Raw genomic sequence first — 17,068 nt, 5'->3', positions numbered from 1 at the left:
GCGATGGAACAGGGTGATGCGATTCCGGCGGTGACGGTGAAGACCGCGCAGGACGAGCCGCTGGCGCTGGGCGATCTGTCCGGGCCGCTGGTCGTCTATTTCTATCCCAAGGACGACACGAGCGGCTGCACGCGCGAGGCGCAGGACTTCACCGCGCTGGCCGGGGAGTTCACCGATGCGGGCGTACGGGTGATCGGCATCTCGAAGGACAGCCCGGCCAAGCACCGCAAGTTCAGCGAGAAGCATGCGCTGACCGTCGAGCTGGTCAGCGACGAAGAGGGCGCGGCGTGCGAGGCGTTCGGCGTCTGGGGCGAGAAGCAGCTCTACGGCAAGACCTATATGGGGATCGAGCGGGCGACCTTCCTGTTCGGCCGCGACGGCACGCTCGCCAGGAGCTGGCGCAAGGTGAAGGTTCCCGGTCACGCGCAAGCGGTGCTGGAGGCGGCGCGCGCGCTTTGACGACGATCGCGCAAGGCTGTGCGGCGGTGCTGCGCGAAAGCGAGCCGCTGGCCAAGGTCCGGCGGGCGAGGGCGGTGGCGCGCGCCTGGCGTCGCGGCGCTCTGGCGCATGACTTCGATGTTGCCATGCCCGATGCGCCGGGGCGGCCCGAGCGGCCCGAATTGCTGCCGCCCAACCGGATGCCCAAGCGCGGGCGCGGTGGTTCGGAAAAGGGGCGGATCGCGCTGCTCCACGCGCTGGCGCATATCGAGTTTGCCGCGATCGACCTGGCCTTTGACGCGGCGGGGCGGTTCGGAGGGCAGTTCCCGCGCAGCTATGTCGATGACTGGATTTCGGTCGGCGCGGATGAGGCGATGCACTTTGCCGTGCTGAACCGGCGGTTGAAGGCGCTGGGGTCGGGCTATGGCGAACTGCCCGCTCATGCGGGCCTCTGGGAATCGGCGGAGGAAACCGCGCATGACGCAATGGCGCGGCTTGCCGTCGTGCCGATGGTGCTGGAGGCGAGGGGGCTCGACGTCACGCCGGAGACGGTCGCGCGTGTCCGGGCAGGGGGTGACGAGACCTCGGCGCGCATTCTCAACCGCATTTATACGGACGAGATTCGGCATGTCGGATTCGGCGCGAAATGGTTCGGATATCTCGCCGCCGGGTATGACATCGAACCCGCCAAGCAGTGGCAGATGCTGGTCCGGCGCCATTTCCGGGGGCTCGTTAAGCCACCGTTCAACGTTTCGGCGCGCGAGACAGCCGGTCTGACGCGCGATTTCTATGAGCCCCTTGCGGACATGGAACCCATAAAGGCACAAGCTGACCGTCTGTAACGCGGTGGGGCTGCGACACAGCATAGGATGAACGAAGCCGGGCTTTTCCGACTGCGGGATCGTTCGGCGACAAGGGTTCGGGGTTCGATGAATCAACTGCTACTCTCGGGTAAATCGATTGTATCGCGTGTCCGATCCGTCCTTTGCACCGTCGCCGTCATCGGCATGACCACGCCGGCCGCGATCGCCGCCCCGGCACCCCCGGCACCGCCCGCTCCCAAGGCATCGTCCCACAAGCCGAGCTCGGTCGGGGGCGAGTTCATCCCCGCCAACAGCGCCGAAGCCTCGGCCGACCTGCGCACCGACCAGCAGTTCCGCACTCTGTTCCAGACCTGGAAGAAGATGGATGCGCGGCCCAATGGCGTGATCGCGATCCCGTCGGTCCATCCGGTCGAGAAGCTTCAGTTCACCAGCAATTTCGGTATCCGCACCGACCCGTTCCGCGGCACCGCCGCGATGCATGCCGGGGTCGATATTCCGGGCCCGGTCGGTACCCCCATCTACGCCACCGCCGACGGCATCGTCGATCATGCCAGCTGGCAGGGCGGCTATGGCAACATGGTCGAGATCAACCATGGCAAGGGCATTGCGACCCGCTATGGCCATTTGTCGAAGATCCTGGTCGCCGACGGCGCCCGCGTGACGCGCGGCCAGCTGATCGCGCTGATGGGTTCGACCGGCCGTTCGACCGGCTCGCACCTGCATTACGAAGTCCGCATGGACGGTCACGCGGTCAATCCGGTGCCGTTCCTGACCACCGGCGACTATCTGACCGCGTCGCAGGACCATGCGATCCACCAGATCCCCGTCTCCTCCGACGGCCCCGCCGCGCAGGACTGACTTTCGATCCTCCCCGGCACGGGGAGGGGGACCGCTCGCAGAGCGGTGGAGGGGGATGGCGGCCAGACGCACCCTTTGAGGAAGCCCCCTTCGTCAGGCCTTCGGCCTGCCACCTCCCCTTGCAGGGGAGGAATAATATGGGTGGGATTGCCCCGTTCGCCCCCCGCGCCTATCTGAACATCATGGCCACCAGCATTTCCGAAATCGCGCTGACCCCGGCCGCCGCGGCGCGTGTCGCGGCGATCGCCGAGCGGCAGAACAAGCCCGCCATCCTGCGCCTGTCGGTCGAAGGCGGCGGTTGCTCGGGCTTCCAGTACAAGTTCGGTCTGGCCGATGCGCCCGCCGAGGATGATGCCGTCGCCCAGACCGATGGCGTCCGCCTCGTCGTCGATAGCATTAGCCTGGACCTCGTACGCGGCGCGCAGGTCGATTATGTCGAATCGCTCGGCGGCGCGGCGTTTCAGGTGAAGAATCCCAACGCGGCCTCGGGCTGCGGTTGCGGCACCAGCTTCTCGGTCTGACGTGAAGATCACCACGTACAACGTCAACGGGATCAAGGCCCGCCTTCCGCGCCTGCTCGAATATCTGGCCGAGGCGGATGCCGATATCGTCTGCCTTCAGGAACTGAAGGCCAGCGATGAGACCTTTCCGGTCAAAGACATAGAAGCGGCCGGTTATGGCGCGGTTTGGCATGGCCAGAAGAGCTGGAACGGCGTCGCCGTCCTTGCGCGCGGCACCCAGCCGGTCGAGCGTCAGCGTGGCCTGGCGGGCGAGGAGGAGGACGAGCATAGCCGCTATCTCGAATGCGAGGTGAACGGCTTGGTCGTCGCCTCACTCTATCTCCCCAATGGCAATCCCCAGCCGGGGCCGAAATTCGATTACAAGCTCCGCTGGATGGAGCGGCTGGCGACGCGCGCGCGCGAATTGCTGGCCGAGGAAGTGCCTGCCGTGCTGGCCGGGGACTATAATGTCACGCCCAATGACGATGACACCTTCTCGGTGCCTGCGATGGCGAGTGACGCGCTGATGCAGCCGGAGAGCCGTGCGGCGTATCGCCGGTTGCTGGCGCAAGGATGGACGGACTCGCTGCGGACGCGCGCGCCCAAGGGCGGCGTGTGGACCTATTGGGATTACCGTGCGGGTGGATGGGAGCGCAATGACGGCTTCCGCATCGACCATCTGCTGCTCAGCCCGCAGGCCGCCGACCGGCTGGTCGATGCGGGCGTCGACAAGAGCTATCGCGGGCGCGAAAAGGCCAGCGATCATGCGCCGACCTGGGTGAAGCTGCGGGACTGATAAGTCCTCCCCGGAACGGGGAGGGGGCAAGCCAAAGGCTTGACGGAGGGGTGTCACGGCTAGTGATGGCTCCATTGCGGGCGGTTACACCCCTCCACCACCGCTTCGCGGCGGTCCCCCTCCCCTTACAGGGGAGGAATTTTTGGAACAGAGACCGTTCATGCGCCGTGCCGTTTCCCTTTTGTTGCTGACCCTCGCACTCACCGCCTGCGACCAACGCGGCAGCGCCGACGCGCGGCTGGCCGATGCCGATGCGCAGGAGCAGGCGCGGCAGGAAAAGGCGGCGAAGGAGATGGTTGCCCAGACCGAAGATCAAGTCCGGGTGAAGATGCTGGAACAGCGTCTATCGGCGCTGGAGGCGCAGGTGGCCACGATGCAGGCCGATCGCAAATTGCTCGACGCGCATCTGGTCGAGCAGCGTCTGACCCAAATCGAGGCGGCCAGGATCGATACAGGCGGGGACACGCCAGTCAAACCGGCAGCGACGCCGACACCGGCCGCGGCGCAGGGCAAGGCTAGGTCACCGAGCCCGGCCCCGACACCGTCCACACGCAAGCCGCTGGTCCTGGACCTGCGATAACGGCGCGCGGACGGCGAAGGTAGCGCCCCGGCACGGTGGCCGGAGCGCCGGAGAAGATTACTTCTTCAGGTGTGCCGAGATGAACTTGTTCATCTCGAACATGGTGCACTTGTCCTTGCCGAACACCTTCTTCAGCTTGTCGTCGGCCAGGATTTCCCGCTTGTTCTCGGGGTTCTGCAGGTTGTTGGCCTTGATGTAATCCCACACCTTGCTGATGACCTGGCTACGCGGCAGCTTCTCGTTGCCGACGATCGCGCCCAGTTCCTCGGACGGCTGAACCGGTGCGTGGATGCCGGTGCCCGTGGTTGCGGTGGCCATGTTATTCCTTCCCTTAATCCTTCTGCGCCCCGACCGTTCGGTGGGTCGCGCGTGAATCACGCCTTCTTAAGCGCGTCCGCCTTGTGCGCCGCCTTTCCGCCATTGTCACTCTCTACTATGTATTGCGGCTCATCCTTCGATGCGCGGACGGTATGGCCCTTGATGGTCGTGTCGCTGGTCTGCTTCTTGACGACCTTGCCCTCGGCCGTGCCGCCATGGCTGTTCCATTCGACATGATCGCCTTTTTTGAACTCGGTCATCGTCGCTCTCCTGGGGTTGTGATCGGCATCAATCCCCCGTCGCGTTCATTGGTTGCACCAGCGCTCGCCTCGGGGCATCAGGGCGCCCGAAGCCCAAGGAGACAGGAACCCATGAAGACCCGCGCCGCCGTCGCCTTTGAAGCCAAGAAGCCTCTCGAAATCGTCGAACTCGATCTGGAAGGCCCCAAGGCCGGTGAGGTCCTGGTCGAGATCATGGCGACCGGCATCTGCCACACCGACGCCTATACGCTCGATGGCCTGGACAGCGAGGGCATCTTCCCCAGCGTGCTGGGCCATGAAGGCTGCGGCATCGTGCGCGAAGTCGGCGCGGGTGTGACGTCCGTGGTGCCGGGCGACCATGTCATCCCGCTCTATACCCCCGAATGCCGCCAGTGTAAGTCGTGCCTGTCGGGCAAGACGAACCTGTGCACCGCGATCCGCGCGACCCAGGGCAAGGGCCTGATGCCCGACGGCACGACCCGCTTCAGCTACAAGGGCCAGCCGATCTTCCATTATATGGGCTGCTCGACCTTCTCGAACTTCACCGTTCTCCCCGAGATCGCGGTCGCCAAGATTCGTGAGGACGCGCCGTTCGACACCAGCTGTTATATCGGCTGCGGCGTGACGACGGGCGTGGGCGCGGTGGTCAACACCGCCAAGGTGCAGCCGGGCGAGAATATCGTCGTCTTCGGCCTGGGCGGCATCGGCCTGAACGTCATTCAGGGCGCGAAGCTGGCGGGCGCTGGGCGGATCATCGGCGTCGACATCAACCCCGACCGCGAGGAATGGGGCCGTCGTTTCGGCATGACTCACTTCCTCAATTCCAAGGGGCTGAGCCGCGAGGAGACGATCGCGAAGATCCTCGAACTGACGGACGGCGGCGCAGATTACAGCTTCGACGCGACCGGCAATACCGAGGTGATGCGCACCGCTCTGGAATCCTGCCATCGTGGCTGGGGCACCTCGATCATTATCGGCGTGGCCGAGGCGGGCAAGGAGATCAGCACCCGGCCGTTCCAGCTGGTCACGGGCCGCAACTGGCGCGGCACCGCGTTCGGCGGTGCGCGCGGGCGGACCGACACGCCCAAGATCGTCGACTGGTATATGAATGGCAAGATCCAGATCGACCCGATGATTACTCATCGCCTGACGCTGGAGGAGATCAACAAGGGCTTCGACCTGATGCATGCGGGCGAGAGCATCCGCAGTGTGGTGATTTTCTGATGTTCAGCCATGTCATGCTGGGCGCCGACGACATCGATGCGGCCAAGCGCTTCTATGACGCGACCTTGGGCGTGCTGGGCGCGGCCGAGGGAGTGGTCGATCCGCTGGGGCGGCTGATCTACAGCCACAATGGCGGCCGCTTCCTGATCTCCAAGCCGATCAATGGCGAGCCTGCGACTTACGCCAATGGTGGGACGCTGGGCTTTGCGATGGCCTCACCCGAGCAGGCCGATGCCTGGTATGCGGCGGGCCTCGCCCATGGCGGCACGGCGATCGAGGACCCGCCTGGCATCCGCAACGTGCCTGTCGGCAAGGTCTATCTGGCTTACTTGCGCGATCCGACCGGCAACAAGCTGTGCGCCCGGCATCTGGTGGAGGCGAACTGATGTACACCCATATCATGGTCGGATCGAACGACATCGCGCGGTCCAAGGCCTTTTACGACGCGTTGTTCGGCGCGCTCGGTGGCCAGCCGGGGATGGAGGCGGGCGAACGCCTTCTCTACCGGCACAATGGCGCGGTCTTCATCGTCACCCGCCCGATCGACGGTGAGCCGGCGACCCATGCCAATGGCGGCACCATCGGCCTGGGCGCGACCGATCCCGCACAGGTGGAGGTCGCGCATGCGGCAGGGGCTGCTAACGGCGGCACCGCGATCGAGGGGCCGGTCGGCGAGCGCAATACCGGCCTGGGCCCCGCTTATCTGGGCTATCTGCGCGACCCGGACGGCAACAAGCTGTGCCTGGGCTGTCGCCTGCCTGCCCCCGCACCGGCGGCGTGAGCGGCAGCGGCTATATCCTGACGCTGGCCTGCCAGGACCGGGTCGGCATCGTTGCCGCCGTGTCGGGCGCGCTGGCGGGGATCGACGGCTTCATCCTCGACAGCCAGCAATATGCCGATCTGGAGACGGGGCGCTTCTTCCTGCGCATCGTCTTCACCGGCCAGGGTGCGCGGTTCCCCGCCTCGGTCGACGGGGTGAGGGCGGCGCTGGCCGAGCCTGCTGCGCGCTTCGGCTTCGACTGGCATGTCGCGCCCGCGACCGAGCGGCCCCGGATGCTGATCGCGGTGTCCAAAGGCTCGCATTGCCTGAATGACCTGCTCCATCGCTGGCGGACCAACACGCTGCCGGTCGAGATCGTCGGGGTCGTGTCCAACCACGACTCCTTGCGCCCACTGGTCGAATGGCATGGCCTGCCCTGGCATCACTTGCCGGTCGACAACGGCAATCGCGCCGAACAGGAAGCGGCGGTGCTCGCGCTGATGGAGAGCACCAAGGCCGATTACCTCGTCCTCGCCCGCTATATGCAGGTGCTGGGCGAGCGGCTGGTCGCGGCCCTTCCGGGGCGGTGCATCAACATCCATCACAGCTTCCTGCCCGGCTTCAAGGGCGCGCAGCCCTATCACCGGGCGCACGCGCGCGGCGTCAAGCTGATCGGCGCGACCGCGCATTTCGTGACCGCTGACCTCGATGAAGGGCCGATCATCGAACAGGCGGTCGAGCGCGTGGATCACCGCGCCAGCGTCGACGACCTGATCCGCATCGGCCGCGATATCGAGGCGCAGGTTCTGGCCCGCGCCGTCGCCTGGGTGGGCGAACGGCGGGTTTTCCTCAATGACAACCGGACGGTGGTGTTCCGATGACGATCGAGACGATTTCGACCTCCAAGGCGCATGGCGGCGTGCAGGGCGTCTATGCGCATCAGAGCAGCGCGACGGGCACGCGCATGACCTTCTCGGTCTTCGTGCCGGAGCATGAGGAGGGGGAGACGCTGCCCGTCCTATGGTATCTGTCGGGCCTGACCTGCACCCATGCCAATGTCACCGACAAGGGCGAGTATCGGGGCCCGTGCGCCGAACACCGGGTGATCTTCATCGCGCCCGACACCTCGCCGCGCGGAGAGGGCGTCGCCAATGACGATGCCTATGACATGGGGCAGGGCGCGGGCTTCTATGTCGATGCGACGGAGGAGCCCTGGGCGAAGCACTTCCAGATGCGGACCTATATCGAGCAGGAACTGCCCGCGCTGATCGCTGAGCATTTCCCGGTCGCCGATATGGTCGCGCAAGGCATCACCGGCCATTCAATGGGCGGTCACGGCGCGCTGACCATCGGGCTTCGCAACCCCAATCGTTTCCGCAGTGTGTCGGCCTTTGCGCCGATCGTCGCGCCGGGCCGGGTGCCGTGGGGCGAGAAGGCGTTGGGCGGCTATCTGGGCCAGGACCGGGCGGCTTGGCGTCAGGCGGATGCCGTCGCGCTGATCGAAGATGGCGCGCGGGTGCCCGACCTGCTGGTGGACCAGGGCGATGCCGACCAGTTTCTGGCCGAGCAGCTGCGTCCCGAATGGCTGGCCGAGGCGTGCAACACGGCGGGAATTGCCCTGACGCTGCGGATGCAGCCTGGCTATGACCATAGCTATCACTTCATCTCGACCTTCATGGCCGATCATGTCGCCTGGGCGGCGAAGCGGCTGCGGCCCTGAACTCCGCCTCCCGACCAGCCTGAACGGACTGGCGGGCGGCGGGTTTTGCACCCCGGCAATCGATACGCTAACGCACCGGCTTTGAAGTGAAGGACAGGATATGAGCTGCGCCCATGGCGACCCGGAGGATGGCGACCTGATCGGCGAGGACGGCAAGATCGCCGTGCCCGATGAGGTGGCTCAGGCCATCCGCACGCTGATCGCCTGGGCGGGCGACGATCCCACCCGCGAAGGGCTGGTCGATACACCCAAGCGCGTGGCGCGGGCCTGGGCCGAATATTGCGCGGGCTATGGCGACGATCCGGCCGTCCACCTGTCGCGGGTGTTCGAGGAGGTCGGCGGCTATGACGAGATCGTGCTGCTGAAGGATATTCCGTTCCAGTCGCATTGCGAGCACCACATGGCCCCGATCATCGGCCGTGCGCATATCGCCTATCTGCCGCGCAACCATGTCGTCGGCATCTCCAAGCTGGCGCGCGTGCTGCATGGCTTTGCGCGTCGCTTGCAGGTGCAGGAACGCCTGACCGCCGAGGTTGCCGACTGCATCTGGGAAAATCTGAAGCCGCTGGGCGTCGCGGTGGTGATCGAGGCGACCCATGCCTGCATGACCGCGCGGGGGGTACGGACGCCGGGCGTCGCGATGGTGACCAGCCGGATGATGGGCGTGTTCCGCGACGACGAGCGCAGCCGCAAGGAAGTCCTGTCGCTGATGGGCTTGGGCGGATGATCCGCCGCACCGTCCTTGTGACCGGCGGCGCCAAAAGGCTGGGCGCGGCGATCGCGCGACGGCTGGTGGCGGACGGGCACCGGGTGGTGATCCATTATAATGGCTCTGGCGAGGACGCCGCCGCGCTGGCGGAGGAACTGGCCGGGGCCATGGTGCAGGGCGATCTGTCGGTGCTGGATGGCATTGACGACCTGTTCGCCCGGGCGCGGCAGGCGGCGGGTGGGCCGATCGATGGTCTGGTCAACAGCGCCTCGGCGTTCCTGTTCGACCGGCCGCCCGAAGCCGATGCGCGCCTGATGGCCAAGCTCTATGCGATCAATGCCGCCGCGCCCGCGCTGCTCGCCTCGGCGCTGGCGCGGCAGGAGGATGTGACGGACGGCGCGGTGGTCGATATCCTCGACCAGAAGCTGGCCAATCCCAATCCCGACTTCTTCGCCTATAGCTGCGCCAAATTCGCGCTGGCGGGGGCGGGCACGATGCTGGCCCAGGCGCTGGCGCCCCGGATCGCGGTCAATGCGGTCGCCCCCGGCCTGACCCTGCAAAGCGGCGACCAGAGCGACGCGGAATTTGCCGAAGTCTCGGTCAAGAACCTGCTCGGCCGTCCGATCGGGGCGGCGGCGGTGGCGGAGGCGGTGTCCTTCCTGCTGACCGCGCGCGGGGTTCGCGGCCAGACCCTGTATGTCGATTGCGGTCAGCGCTTCTGCCTCCGCGACGGCGATGTGATGTTCGAGGGACGGGCGTGACCGCGACCTATACGATCCTGCTCGAAGACATGACGGTCGCGATGCACCTGGGCATCCACCCGCACGAAGTCGCGCCGCAGCCGGTCCGCCTGTCGGTGGCGATGACCGTCACCTACCCGTCCGCGCCCGGTGCGGACCGCATCGAGGAAGTGCTCGATTACGACTTCCTGCGCGAGGGCATCTTGGCGATGGCGCGCGGTCCTGGCTTCGCATTGCAGGAAAGCCTGTGCGAGGCGGTCGCCGCCCTGTGCCTGGCCGACCCGCGCGTGACGGCGGTGAAGGTGCGATCGAGCAAGATCGACATTTATCCCGATGCGCGGATCGGGTGCGAGATCGAACGCACGCGCTGACGTCACCCATTCGTCATCTAAGAGTCATCAAACTGTTGCGGAGCGCCGCGTCGCTGCCCTAAGTCGCCGTCACCAACAGGGTAGGGCGTAGGGCGTGATCAAGGCGAGACTCCATCGGGCCCGTCACGGCACAGCCGTCGCCATCGCGCTGAGCCTGCTGCCCGCACCGGCCGCCGCACAGACGGTCCAGGAGCTTCAGCGCCAGATCGACGAGCTGAAAGCGCAGATCAAGGTGCTGACCGAGGCGCAGAAGACGGCCGCCGGTCCTGTGGTGGTCGCACCCATCGCGCCGCCCCCGACGATGGTGGCCACCGCACCCGTCACCCCTGCCGCTAAGCGCGAGCCGGAGCGGGTGGCGAGCATTCCCAAGCCGCCCTCGTCGCGCACCCCCTGGTATGATCGCCTGCGCCTGCGGGGCTATACCCAGCTTCGCTACAATGCGGTTCTGGATAGCCAGGATGCGCCGGGAGCCAACGGATCGCGACTGCGCTCGGTGCACGACGCCTCGGTCAATGACAATGGTGGCTTCCTGCTGCGCCGGGTGCGGCTGGTGTTGCAGGGCGATATCACCGACCGGCTGCAACTCTATTTCCAGCATGATTTCGGCGCGGCGGTGAACAACCAGTCGAGCACCGAACGGCGCGAGAATTTCGGGCAGTTGCGCGATGTCTATGCCGACTGGTTCCTCGATCCCGAACGCCGCCTTCGCCTGCGTTTCGGCCAATCGAAAGTGCCGTTTGGCTGGGAGAATCTGCAATCCTCGTCCAACCGCCTGCCGCTTGACCGATCGGATGCGATCAACAGCGGGGTGCCGGGCGAGCGGGATGTCGGTGTGAACCTCTATTACACGCCCGCGCCGGTACAGGCGATCTGGGATCGGCTGGCCAAGAACAAGCAGAAGCTGTTCGGCAATTACGGTGCCTTTGGCCTTGCGGTCTATAACGGGCAGGGGACCAACCGGACCGAGCGTAACGGCACGCTGATGAAGGTCGCGATGGCCACCTGGCCCTTCGCACTCGACGGGCTGGGACCGTTACTCCGGGGGCAGGTGCTGGAGGTCGGCGGGTCGGCGATGTTCAACCGTTTCCGACCCGAACTGCGCAGCGGTGGCGTCAGTCCGATCGACTATCGCGATGACCGTGTGGCCGTTCATGCCATTCTCTATCCGCAGCCTTTCGGCATTCAGACCGAGTGGAAGACCGGTTGGGGCCCGCAATATGACGGCTCGCTGGGCGCGGTGCGCAGCCAGCGGCTCGGTGGGGGCTATGTCCAGCTGATGGCGGATATCGGCCATACCCCGCTCGGCCGCGCCATTCCCTATGCCCGGTGGCAACGCTATCGCGGCGGGTGGAAGCCCAATGTCGACGCACCCCGCCTGGAAACCGACGAGTGGGAGCTGGGCACCGAAATCCAGCTGGTCGAAGCGCTTGAGCTGACCCTGGCCTATGCCCGGATGGAGCGCCGCGAGGCCGACGCCCGGCGCACCGGCCGCGCGACCGGCGACCTGATCCGCACCCAGCTGCAATTCACCTATTAAACACGGTGCCCGGCGGGGGGCTCAGTTGCCGTCGTCTGCGCCGCCCGGACCGGTGAAGTCGATGCGGATGCGCACCCATTCGCCCACCATCACCTTGCCGCCGATGCGGGGCGCGCGGACGCGGAACTGCCAGGCCGCCTCGCGCATCGCACGGCCCAGTCCTGAGCCGATCGGGGATTCGGCCAGCATGTGGCAATTCTCGACCCGGTAGTCGGGAATGGTCTTGCAGGCGATCAGCGCCCAGCTGCCGGGCGGCGGCGCGGAGCGGAGATAGCCGTTCAGCTCGGCATTGGTCGGGCGGCGCGGATACCATTCGGCATTGTAGAGCCGCTGGCCGCCCGGCCCCTCGCCGGGACCATAGGCCGAGGCGCTGTCCTGGCCGCGATCATCGCCGTTGCTGGAGCCCACCCCCTTGCCCTCGCCCTTGGGCAGGGAGGCGATGTTGCCGCCCTCGAACAGCGACTTATCCCCCCATTGCCACGGCGTCGGCGGGGAGGTGTCCGCCTGTTTCGGGGTCGGCGGGGTGGGGGTGTCGGGCTGCTTCTGGGGCACCGGTGCCTTGGAACCCCCGGCCGCCGCGGGCTTGCGCGTGGCGGTGCGGGTCTCCGGCACCGGCGCGCCCGCGTCCTGGTCGGAGGGCGAGACTGAGAAGGTGTTGAGCGAGGAGGACGTCTGCGGCTCGATCAGCTTGGGCGCCAGATGGAACAGCAGCCACGCGAGCAGGAGGTGCGCGATCACCGTCAGGGTGATCGACGCCCCCCGCTCGCGCAGTTTCTCGCGATAGCGTTCGGGGATGAACGCCCACCGGCCGGACGACGAAGAAGGAGCGCTCGCCGCCATCGTCGTCGTCTTAGCCGAGAAGCGCCGGGGGGACGTGCATCAGGCCCGGTTGGCGGCGGAGAGCACCGCGCGCACGCTGGCGGTGGCGATATCGGTATCGAGCCCGACGCCGAACACCGTCCGGCCATCGGCGGTCCGCGCCTCGACATAGGCGACCGCCTGTGCGTCCGCGCCGTGGCCGATGGCGTGCTCGTTATAGTCGACGACTTCCAACGCGGGGCCGGTCGTGTCGGCGAGCGCGGCGATCACGCTGGAGATCAGGCCGTTGCCGCGCCCGGCGATCGAACGCTCCTCGCCGCCGACCAGCACGCGACCGATAAAGGTCCGCTGACCCGCCGAGCCGGTTTCCTCATAGTCGCGCAGCACGAAACGATCGCCCTCGCGCGGCAGATAGGTCGCCTCGAACCCGGCCCAAATATCGGCGGCGTTCAGCTCGCGGCTGGTCGCGTCGGCCAGCGCCTGGACATGGCGGCTGAAATCGGCCTGGAGCCGCTTGGGCAGCTTCAGCCCCTTGTCCTGCTCGATCACCCAGGCGACGCCGCCCTTGCCCGACTGCGAATTGACGCGGATGACCGCTTCATAGGACCGGCCGAGATCGGCGGGATCGATCGGCAGATAGGGGACTTCCCACAGATCGTCGTTGCGCGCGCCTTGCGCCGCGAAGCCCTTCTTGATCGCGTCCTGATGGCTACCCGAAAAGGCGGTGAAGACCAGATCGCCCGCATAGGGCGTACGCGGATGGACAGGCAGGTTGGTGCAATAATTGACCGTGTTCACCACCTCGTCGATGTCCGACAGGTCGAGCTTGGGGTCGACGCCTTGGGTGTACATGTTGAGCGCGACGGTCACGAGATCGCAATTGCCGGTCCGCTCCCCATTGCCGAGCAGACAGCCCTCGACCCGGTCGGCACCCGCCATCACGCCCAGCTCGGCGGCGGCGACGCCGGTGCCCCGGTCGTTATGGGTGTGGAGCGAGATGACCACCGACTCGCGGTTCGGGATGTTGCGGCCGAACCATTCGATCTGGTCGGCATAGACGTTCGGCGTCGCGCATTCGACCGTGGCGGGCAGGTTCAGGATCAGCGGATGGTCGGGCGTCGGCTTCAGCACGTCCATGACGGCGGCGCACACCTCGACCGAGAAATCCAGCTCGGCGGTCGAGAAGGTCTCGGGGCTGTACTCGAAGAACCAGTCGGTGTTGGGGCGCTTGGCCGCCTCGTCGCGCAGGATCTTGGCGCCTTCGATGGCGATCTGGCGAACCTCGTCGCGGGTCATGCCGAACACGATCTTGCGCCAGGCGGGGCTGACCGCGTTGTACAGGTGGACGATCGCGGTGCGCGCGCCCTCCAGGCTTTCGAAGCTGCGTTCGATCAGGTCGCGGCGCGACTGGGTGAGGACCTGGATCGTCACGTCCTCGGGGATGCGATCGTCGCGGATCAGGCCGGAGATGAAGTCGAACTCGGTCGCGCCCGCGCTCGGGAAGCCGACCTCGATCTCCTTCAGCCCGACCTTGACCAGCAGGTCGAACATCCGTGTCTTCTTCTCGGCATCCATCGGATCGATCAGCGCCTGGTTGCCGTCGCGCAGATCGGTCGACAGCCAGCGGGGCGCCTGGGTGATCGTGCGGTTCGGCCATTGCCGGTCGGGCAGGGCGATGGTCGGGAAGGGGCGGTATTTCGTCGAGGGATCGCGCAACATGATCGGGTCTTCCAGCATTCTCGGCCGCGTCAGGCCAAGGCGCGGCGGGGACAGGCTTATCGTTTCATTCCGCCCTTAGGGAAGTCGCGCATGGCCACGCCGATCCTCCCCTAAGGGCGGATAAGTCGAAGCGAACGGAGCAGCAGCGCGGCGATCATGATGCAGCGGTTCATGCCGTGTCGGGGCGGCCTTGTCCATATCGAGAATGATGACGTCCGCCTGACGTCACCAACGAAAAAGGCGGGGCCGACGGTCGACCCCGCCTTTCGCGGATGGGAGATGAGAGGGAAAATTACTGCGCGGTGAAGGCCGCGTTGATCGTCAGGTCGACGTCATCGCCGACGACCGGGACATAGGCGCCGACGCCGAAGTCCGAACGCTTGATCTTGGCGGTGGCGCGGAAGCCGATGTTCAGCTTCTTCGACATCGGATTGGTGCCCGCACCGAAGAAGGTCGCGTTCAGCGTGACCGGCTTGGTCTGATCCTTGATGGTCAGGTTGCCGGTGATGACGGCCTTGGTGCCCATGACCTTCACGCCCGTGGAGACGAAGCGCGCGGTCGGATAGGTTGCGGCGTCGAAGAAGTCCTTCGACTTCAGATGGTTCGCGAAGGGCGCGGCGGTGACCGACAGATCGTCGATCTTGAAGGTCACATCGACCTTGGCGTTCTGCGGCTTGGCCGGGTCGATCGTCAGCGTGCCTTCCGACGCGCCGAACTGCCCCTCTAGCATCGAGAAGCCCATATGGTTCACCGACCAGGTGACCTGGGTATGGGCGGGGTCGACGGCATAGGTGCCCGCGACGACGCGCGAGGCGACGGGCGCGCCCGGCTGGGTCTGGGCGATGGCGGGCGCGGCGATGACAAGCGCCAGGGCGGCGGGAAGGACGAAACGCATGGGTAGACTCCCTGTTGGACCAAGCCTTTGTGGTCGGTGCGCATAACGCACGTCAAAGGCCAAGGTCGCAACGATGCGTTTCCGGGTTGGAGTGGGGAGGGGAGGCTCTGCGAGGCCTCTTTGCCCTCCCCCATCCCCTCCCGCCTGCGGGAGGGGAGAGTTTTGGGGCGAGCGTGTCGCCTTTATGGGAACGTCACAGCGGGCTGATAGGTTGAGCGGCGCTTGTAGCATCCACTTGGCATGTCCCTCCCGCAAGCGGGAGGGGATAGGGGAGGGCCGGGTGTCTCACCGAGCCCACCCCCAGCGAAAATCAGTTCTTCGCCTTGTCCACCAGCTTGTTCGCGCCGATCCACGGCATCATCGCGCGCAGTTCGCTGCCGACCTGTTCGATCGGGTGGCGCTTGGCGGCGATGCGGCTGGCCTTCAGTTCGGGCTGGCCGGCGCGGTTGTCGAGCACGAAGTCCTTCACGAAGCGGCCCGACTGGATGTCGGCCAGGACGCGCTTCATTTCCTTCTTGGTCTCTTCGGTGATGATGCGCGGGCCGGTCTTGATGTCGCCATATTCGGCGGTGTTCGAGATCGAGTAGCGCATGTTGGCGATGCCGCCCTCATACATCAGGTCGACGATCAGCTTCAGCTCGTGAAGGCACTCGAAATAGGCCATTTCGGGGGCATAGCCCGCCTCGACCAGCGTCTCGAAGCCCGCCTGGACCAGCGCGGTCGCGCCGCCGCACAGCACGGCCTGCTCGCCGAACAGATCGGTTTCGCACTCTTCGCGGAAGTTGGTCTCGATGATGCCCGAACGGCCGCCGCCGACGCCCGAGGCGTAGGCCAGCGCCACGTCATGCGCGTTGCCGCTGGCGTCCTGATGGATCGCGATCAGGCAGGGCACGCCGCCGCCGCGCACATATTCGCTGCGCACGGTGTGACCGGGGCCCTTTGGCGCGATCATGATGACGTCGATGTCCGCAGGCGGCTCGATCAGGCCGAAATGCACGTTCAGGCCATGCGCGAAGGCGAGCGCCGCGCCGGGCTTCATGTTACCCTTCAGGTCGGCGTCATAGATCGCGGCCTGATGCTCGTCAGGGGCCAGGATCATGAGGATGTCGGCCCAGCCGGCCGCTTCCTTGTTCGACAGGACCTTGAAGCCCGCCGCTTCCGCCTTGGCGGCCGAGGCCGAACCGGGGCGCAGCGCGATCGCGACATTCTTGACGCCCGAATCGCGCAGGTTCTGCGCATGGGCATGGCCCTGCGAGCCGTAACCCAGGATGGCGATGTTCTTCTCGGAGATCAGGTTCAGATCGGCGTCGCGATCGTAATACACACGCATTTCAACTTCCCTTTCGAAATGGCCGGGCCGCTTCGGGCCTCGTAATAGTCAGAAAATGTAAGCGGGTCAGGCCGCTTCGGCGCCGCGTGAGATGGCGGCGATGCCGGTGCGGGCAACCTCGACCAGGCCAACTTCGCCCATCAGTTCGACGAACTTGTCGATCTTGGCGATGGTGCCGGTGACCTCGAACACGAAGCTAGAGATCGTCGCATCGACCACGCGGGCGCGGTAGACTTCGGCCAGGCGTAGCGCCTCGATCCGGCGGTCGCCGGTACCCGCCACCTTCACCAGCGCCAGCTCGCGCTCGACATGATCGCCCAGCACGGTCAGGTCGGTGACCTTGTGGACGGGGACCAGCCGGTCGAGCTGGGCGATGATCTGCTCCATCACCGGCGGCGAGGCGCTGGTAACGATGGTGATGCGGCTGACGGCCTTGTCGGCGGTGATCTCCGACACGGTCAGGCTTTCGATGTTATAGCCGCGCGCGGTGAACAGACCCGCAATCCGCGCGAGGATGCCCGGTTCGTTGTCGACGATCACCGCCAGCGTGTGGCGCTCCACCTTCTCGGTCTTGATGTGCATCGGTCTTCTTTCTGCGCACCCGCGATGACGGGCCGTATATCCTCTCCCCTCCCGCAGGCGGGAGGGGCTGGGGGAGGGAAGGCGAGGG

Annotated in this window: 22 protein-coding genes; 15 read left to right on the top strand and 7 right to left on the bottom strand. The window is 66.2% G+C overall.

Annotation, left to right across the window (positions count from 1 at the left end; genetic code table 11):
• The first annotated feature begins 3 nt into the window (after positions 1–3).
• The 6 genes from SSA01S_RS08155 to SSA01S_RS08130 all read left to right on the top strand — a co-directional run bounded on the left by SSA01S_RS08155 (position 4) and on the right by SSA01S_RS08130 (position 3,996).
• Complete coding sequence (locus tag SSA01S_RS08155; RefSeq protein WP_061779997.1) at positions 4–459, top strand: peroxiredoxin; 456 nt, start codon at positions 4–6, stop codon at positions 457–459.
• Positions 456–1,280: a ferritin-like domain-containing protein gene (locus SSA01S_RS08150; protein ID WP_061779996.1), complete on the top strand. Its 825-nt coding sequence runs from the start codon at positions 456–458 to the stop codon at positions 1,278–1,280. The genes SSA01S_RS08155 and SSA01S_RS08150 overlap by 4 nt, the downstream gene beginning before the upstream one ends.
• Positions 1,281–1,445: 165 nt before the next feature.
• Positions 1,446–2,120, top strand: coding sequence for a M23 family metallopeptidase (locus tag SSA01S_RS08145; RefSeq protein WP_334316367.1), 675 nt, complete (start codon positions 1,446–1,448; stop codon positions 2,118–2,120).
• A 182-nt stretch (positions 2,121–2,302) separates the two neighbouring features.
• On the top strand, positions 2,303–2,641 hold the full coding sequence (erpA, locus tag SSA01S_RS08140) for an iron-sulfur cluster insertion protein ErpA (protein ID WP_061780035.1): 339 nt from the start codon (positions 2,303–2,305) through the stop codon (positions 2,639–2,641).
• Position 2,642: 1 nt separating this feature from the next.
• Positions 2,643–3,416, top strand: a complete 774-nt coding sequence (gene xth, locus SSA01S_RS08135; RefSeq protein ID WP_061779994.1) for an exodeoxyribonuclease III — start codon at positions 2,643–2,645, stop codon at positions 3,414–3,416.
• A gap of 160 nt (positions 3,417–3,576) precedes the next feature.
• Positions 3,577–3,996 carry a hypothetical protein gene (locus SSA01S_RS08130; RefSeq protein WP_156477712.1) on the top strand — a complete coding sequence of 140 codons (420 nt, stop codon included), beginning with the start codon at positions 3,577–3,579 and terminating at the stop codon, positions 3,994–3,996.
• Between the two features lie 57 nt (positions 3,997–4,053).
• Here the strand turns inward: SSA01S_RS08130 and SSA01S_RS08125 are convergent, their stop codons facing one another.
• Both SSA01S_RS08125 and SSA01S_RS08120 read right to left on the bottom strand, forming a co-directional pair.
• On the bottom strand, positions 4,054–4,314 hold the full coding sequence (locus SSA01S_RS08125; protein WP_007405135.1) for an SWIB/MDM2 domain-containing protein: 261 nt from the start codon (positions 4,312–4,314) through the stop codon (positions 4,054–4,056).
• A gap of 56 nt (positions 4,315–4,370) precedes the next feature.
• On the bottom strand, positions 4,371–4,574 hold the full coding sequence (locus SSA01S_RS08120; protein WP_056434174.1) for a hypervirulence associated TUDOR domain-containing protein: 204 nt from the start codon (positions 4,572–4,574) through the stop codon (positions 4,371–4,373).
• Positions 4,575–4,685: 111 nt separating this feature from the next.
• Between SSA01S_RS08120 and SSA01S_RS08115 the strand changes: the two genes are divergently transcribed.
• The 9 genes from SSA01S_RS08115 to SSA01S_RS08075 all read left to right on the top strand — a co-directional run bounded on the left by SSA01S_RS08115 (position 4,686) and on the right by SSA01S_RS08075 (position 11,635).
• Entirely contained in the window at positions 4,686–5,798 is a 1,113-nt protein-coding gene (locus tag SSA01S_RS08115; RefSeq protein WP_058715851.1) for an S-(hydroxymethyl)glutathione dehydrogenase/class III alcohol dehydrogenase, read from the top strand.
• Positions 5,798–6,184, top strand: coding sequence for a VOC family protein (locus tag SSA01S_RS08110; RefSeq protein ID WP_061779992.1), 387 nt, complete (start codon positions 5,798–5,800; stop codon positions 6,182–6,184). The genes SSA01S_RS08115 and SSA01S_RS08110 overlap by 1 nt, the downstream gene beginning before the upstream one ends.
• Positions 6,184–6,579 (top strand): VOC family protein, encoded by a 396-nt coding sequence (locus tag SSA01S_RS08105; protein WP_061779991.1) that lies wholly within the window; start codon positions 6,184–6,186, stop codon positions 6,577–6,579. The genes SSA01S_RS08110 and SSA01S_RS08105 overlap by 1 nt, the downstream gene beginning before the upstream one ends.
• Before the next feature lie 14 nt (positions 6,580–6,593).
• Positions 6,594–7,439, top strand: a complete 846-nt coding sequence (gene purU, locus SSA01S_RS08100) for a formyltetrahydrofolate deformylase (RefSeq protein WP_061780034.1) — start codon at positions 6,594–6,596, stop codon at positions 7,437–7,439.
• Complete coding sequence (gene fghA, locus SSA01S_RS08095; protein ID WP_061779990.1) at positions 7,436–8,278, top strand: S-formylglutathione hydrolase; 843 nt, start codon at positions 7,436–7,438, stop codon at positions 8,276–8,278. The genes purU and fghA overlap by 4 nt, the downstream gene beginning before the upstream one ends.
• Positions 8,279–8,378: 100 nt before the next feature.
• On the top strand, positions 8,379–9,005 hold the full coding sequence (gene folE / locus SSA01S_RS08090; RefSeq protein ID WP_058715847.1) for a GTP cyclohydrolase I FolE: 627 nt from the start codon (positions 8,379–8,381) through the stop codon (positions 9,003–9,005).
• On the top strand, positions 9,002–9,748 hold the full coding sequence (locus SSA01S_RS08085) for an SDR family NAD(P)-dependent oxidoreductase (RefSeq protein ID WP_061779989.1): 747 nt from the start codon (positions 9,002–9,004) through the stop codon (positions 9,746–9,748). Before folE ends, SSA01S_RS08085 begins: the two co-directional genes overlap by 4 nt.
• Positions 9,745–10,098 carry a dihydroneopterin aldolase gene (locus tag SSA01S_RS08080; protein WP_244885622.1) on the top strand — a complete coding sequence of 118 codons (354 nt, stop codon included), beginning with the start codon at positions 9,745–9,747 and terminating at the stop codon, positions 10,096–10,098. Before SSA01S_RS08085 ends, SSA01S_RS08080 begins: the two co-directional genes overlap by 4 nt.
• Before the next feature lie 97 nt (positions 10,099–10,195).
• Positions 10,196–11,635, top strand: a complete 1,440-nt coding sequence (locus tag SSA01S_RS08075) for a porin (RefSeq protein WP_061780032.1) — start codon at positions 10,196–10,198, stop codon at positions 11,633–11,635.
• Positions 11,636–11,656: 21 nt separating this feature from the next.
• Here SSA01S_RS08075 and SSA01S_RS08070 read toward each other — a convergent pair whose 3' ends face one another.
• The 5 genes from SSA01S_RS08070 to ilvN form a co-directional block, all read right to left on the bottom strand.
• On the bottom strand, positions 11,657–12,475 hold the full coding sequence (locus tag SSA01S_RS08070) for a hypothetical protein (protein ID WP_061779988.1): 819 nt from the start codon (positions 12,473–12,475) through the stop codon (positions 11,657–11,659).
• 39 nt (positions 12,476–12,514) lie between these two features.
• Positions 12,515–14,173 (bottom strand): 2-isopropylmalate synthase, encoded by a 1,659-nt coding sequence (leuA, locus tag SSA01S_RS08065; protein WP_061780031.1) that lies wholly within the window; start codon positions 14,171–14,173, stop codon positions 12,515–12,517.
• A gap of 292 nt (positions 14,174–14,465) precedes the next feature.
• Entirely contained in the window at positions 14,466–15,068 is a 603-nt protein-coding gene (locus tag SSA01S_RS08060; protein WP_061779987.1) for a YceI family protein, read from the bottom strand.
• A 310-nt stretch (positions 15,069–15,378) separates the two neighbouring features.
• On the bottom strand, positions 15,379–16,398 hold the full coding sequence (gene ilvC / locus SSA01S_RS08055) for a ketol-acid reductoisomerase (RefSeq protein ID WP_056434154.1): 1,020 nt from the start codon (positions 16,396–16,398) through the stop codon (positions 15,379–15,381).
• Positions 16,399–16,464: 66 nt separating this feature from the next.
• Complete coding sequence (gene ilvN, locus SSA01S_RS08050) at positions 16,465–16,980, bottom strand: acetolactate synthase small subunit (protein ID WP_058716044.1); 516 nt, start codon at positions 16,978–16,980, stop codon at positions 16,465–16,467.
• Positions 16,981–17,068: the final 88 nt, after the last annotated feature.

Source organism: Sphingomonas sanguinis NBRC 13937 (assembly GCF_001591005.1).
Taxonomy (GTDB): domain Bacteria; phylum Pseudomonadota; class Alphaproteobacteria; order Sphingomonadales; family Sphingomonadaceae; genus Sphingomonas; species Sphingomonas sanguinis.
Note: the sequence above shows the minus strand (reverse complement) of the source record. Positions and strands in the feature narration are given on the sequence as shown.

Coding starts and splice junctions, on each gene's coding strand:
- ilvN (WP_058716044.1), bottom strand. CDS start 16,980: ATGCACATCAAGACCGAGAAGGTGGAGCGCCACACGCTGGCGGTGATC.
- ilvC (WP_056434154.1), bottom strand. CDS start 16,398: ATGCGTGTGTATTACGATCGCGACGCCGATCTGAACCTGATCTCCGAG.
- fghA (WP_061779990.1), top strand. CDS start 7,436: ATGACGATCGAGACGATTTCGACCTCCAAGGCGCATGGCGGCGTGCAG.
- SSA01S_RS08110 (WP_061779992.1), top strand. CDS start 5,798: ATGTTCAGCCATGTCATGCTGGGCGCCGACGACATCGATGCGGCCAAG.
- SSA01S_RS08115 (WP_058715851.1), top strand. CDS start 4,686: ATGAAGACCCGCGCCGCCGTCGCCTTTGAAGCCAAGAAGCCTCTCGAA.
- SSA01S_RS08130 (WP_156477712.1), top strand. CDS start 3,577: ATGCGCCGTGCCGTTTCCCTTTTGTTGCTGACCCTCGCACTCACCGCC.
- folE (WP_058715847.1), top strand. CDS start 8,379: ATGAGCTGCGCCCATGGCGACCCGGAGGATGGCGACCTGATCGGCGAG.
- SSA01S_RS08060 (WP_061779987.1), bottom strand. CDS start 15,068: ATGCGTTTCGTCCTTCCCGCCGCCCTGGCGCTTGTCATCGCCGCGCCC.
- SSA01S_RS08085 (WP_061779989.1), top strand. CDS start 9,002: ATGATCCGCCGCACCGTCCTTGTGACCGGCGGCGCCAAAAGGCTGGGC.
- SSA01S_RS08145 (WP_334316367.1), top strand. CDS start 1,446: ATGACCACGCCGGCCGCGATCGCCGCCCCGGCACCCCCGGCACCGCCC.
- leuA (WP_061780031.1), bottom strand. CDS start 14,173: ATGTTGCGCGATCCCTCGACGAAATACCGCCCCTTCCCGACCATCGCC.
- SSA01S_RS08125 (WP_007405135.1), bottom strand. CDS start 4,314: ATGGCCACCGCAACCACGGGCACCGGCATCCACGCACCGGTTCAGCCG.
- erpA (WP_061780035.1), top strand. CDS start 2,303: ATGGCCACCAGCATTTCCGAAATCGCGCTGACCCCGGCCGCCGCGGCG.
- SSA01S_RS08120 (WP_056434174.1), bottom strand. CDS start 4,574: ATGACCGAGTTCAAAAAAGGCGATCATGTCGAATGGAACAGCCATGGC.
- SSA01S_RS08155 (WP_061779997.1), top strand. CDS start 4: ATGGAACAGGGTGATGCGATTCCGGCGGTGACGGTGAAGACCGCGCAG.
- SSA01S_RS08105 (WP_061779991.1), top strand. CDS start 6,184: ATGTACACCCATATCATGGTCGGATCGAACGACATCGCGCGGTCCAAG.
- SSA01S_RS08070 (WP_061779988.1), bottom strand. CDS start 12,475: ATGGCGGCGAGCGCTCCTTCTTCGTCGTCCGGCCGGTGGGCGTTCATC.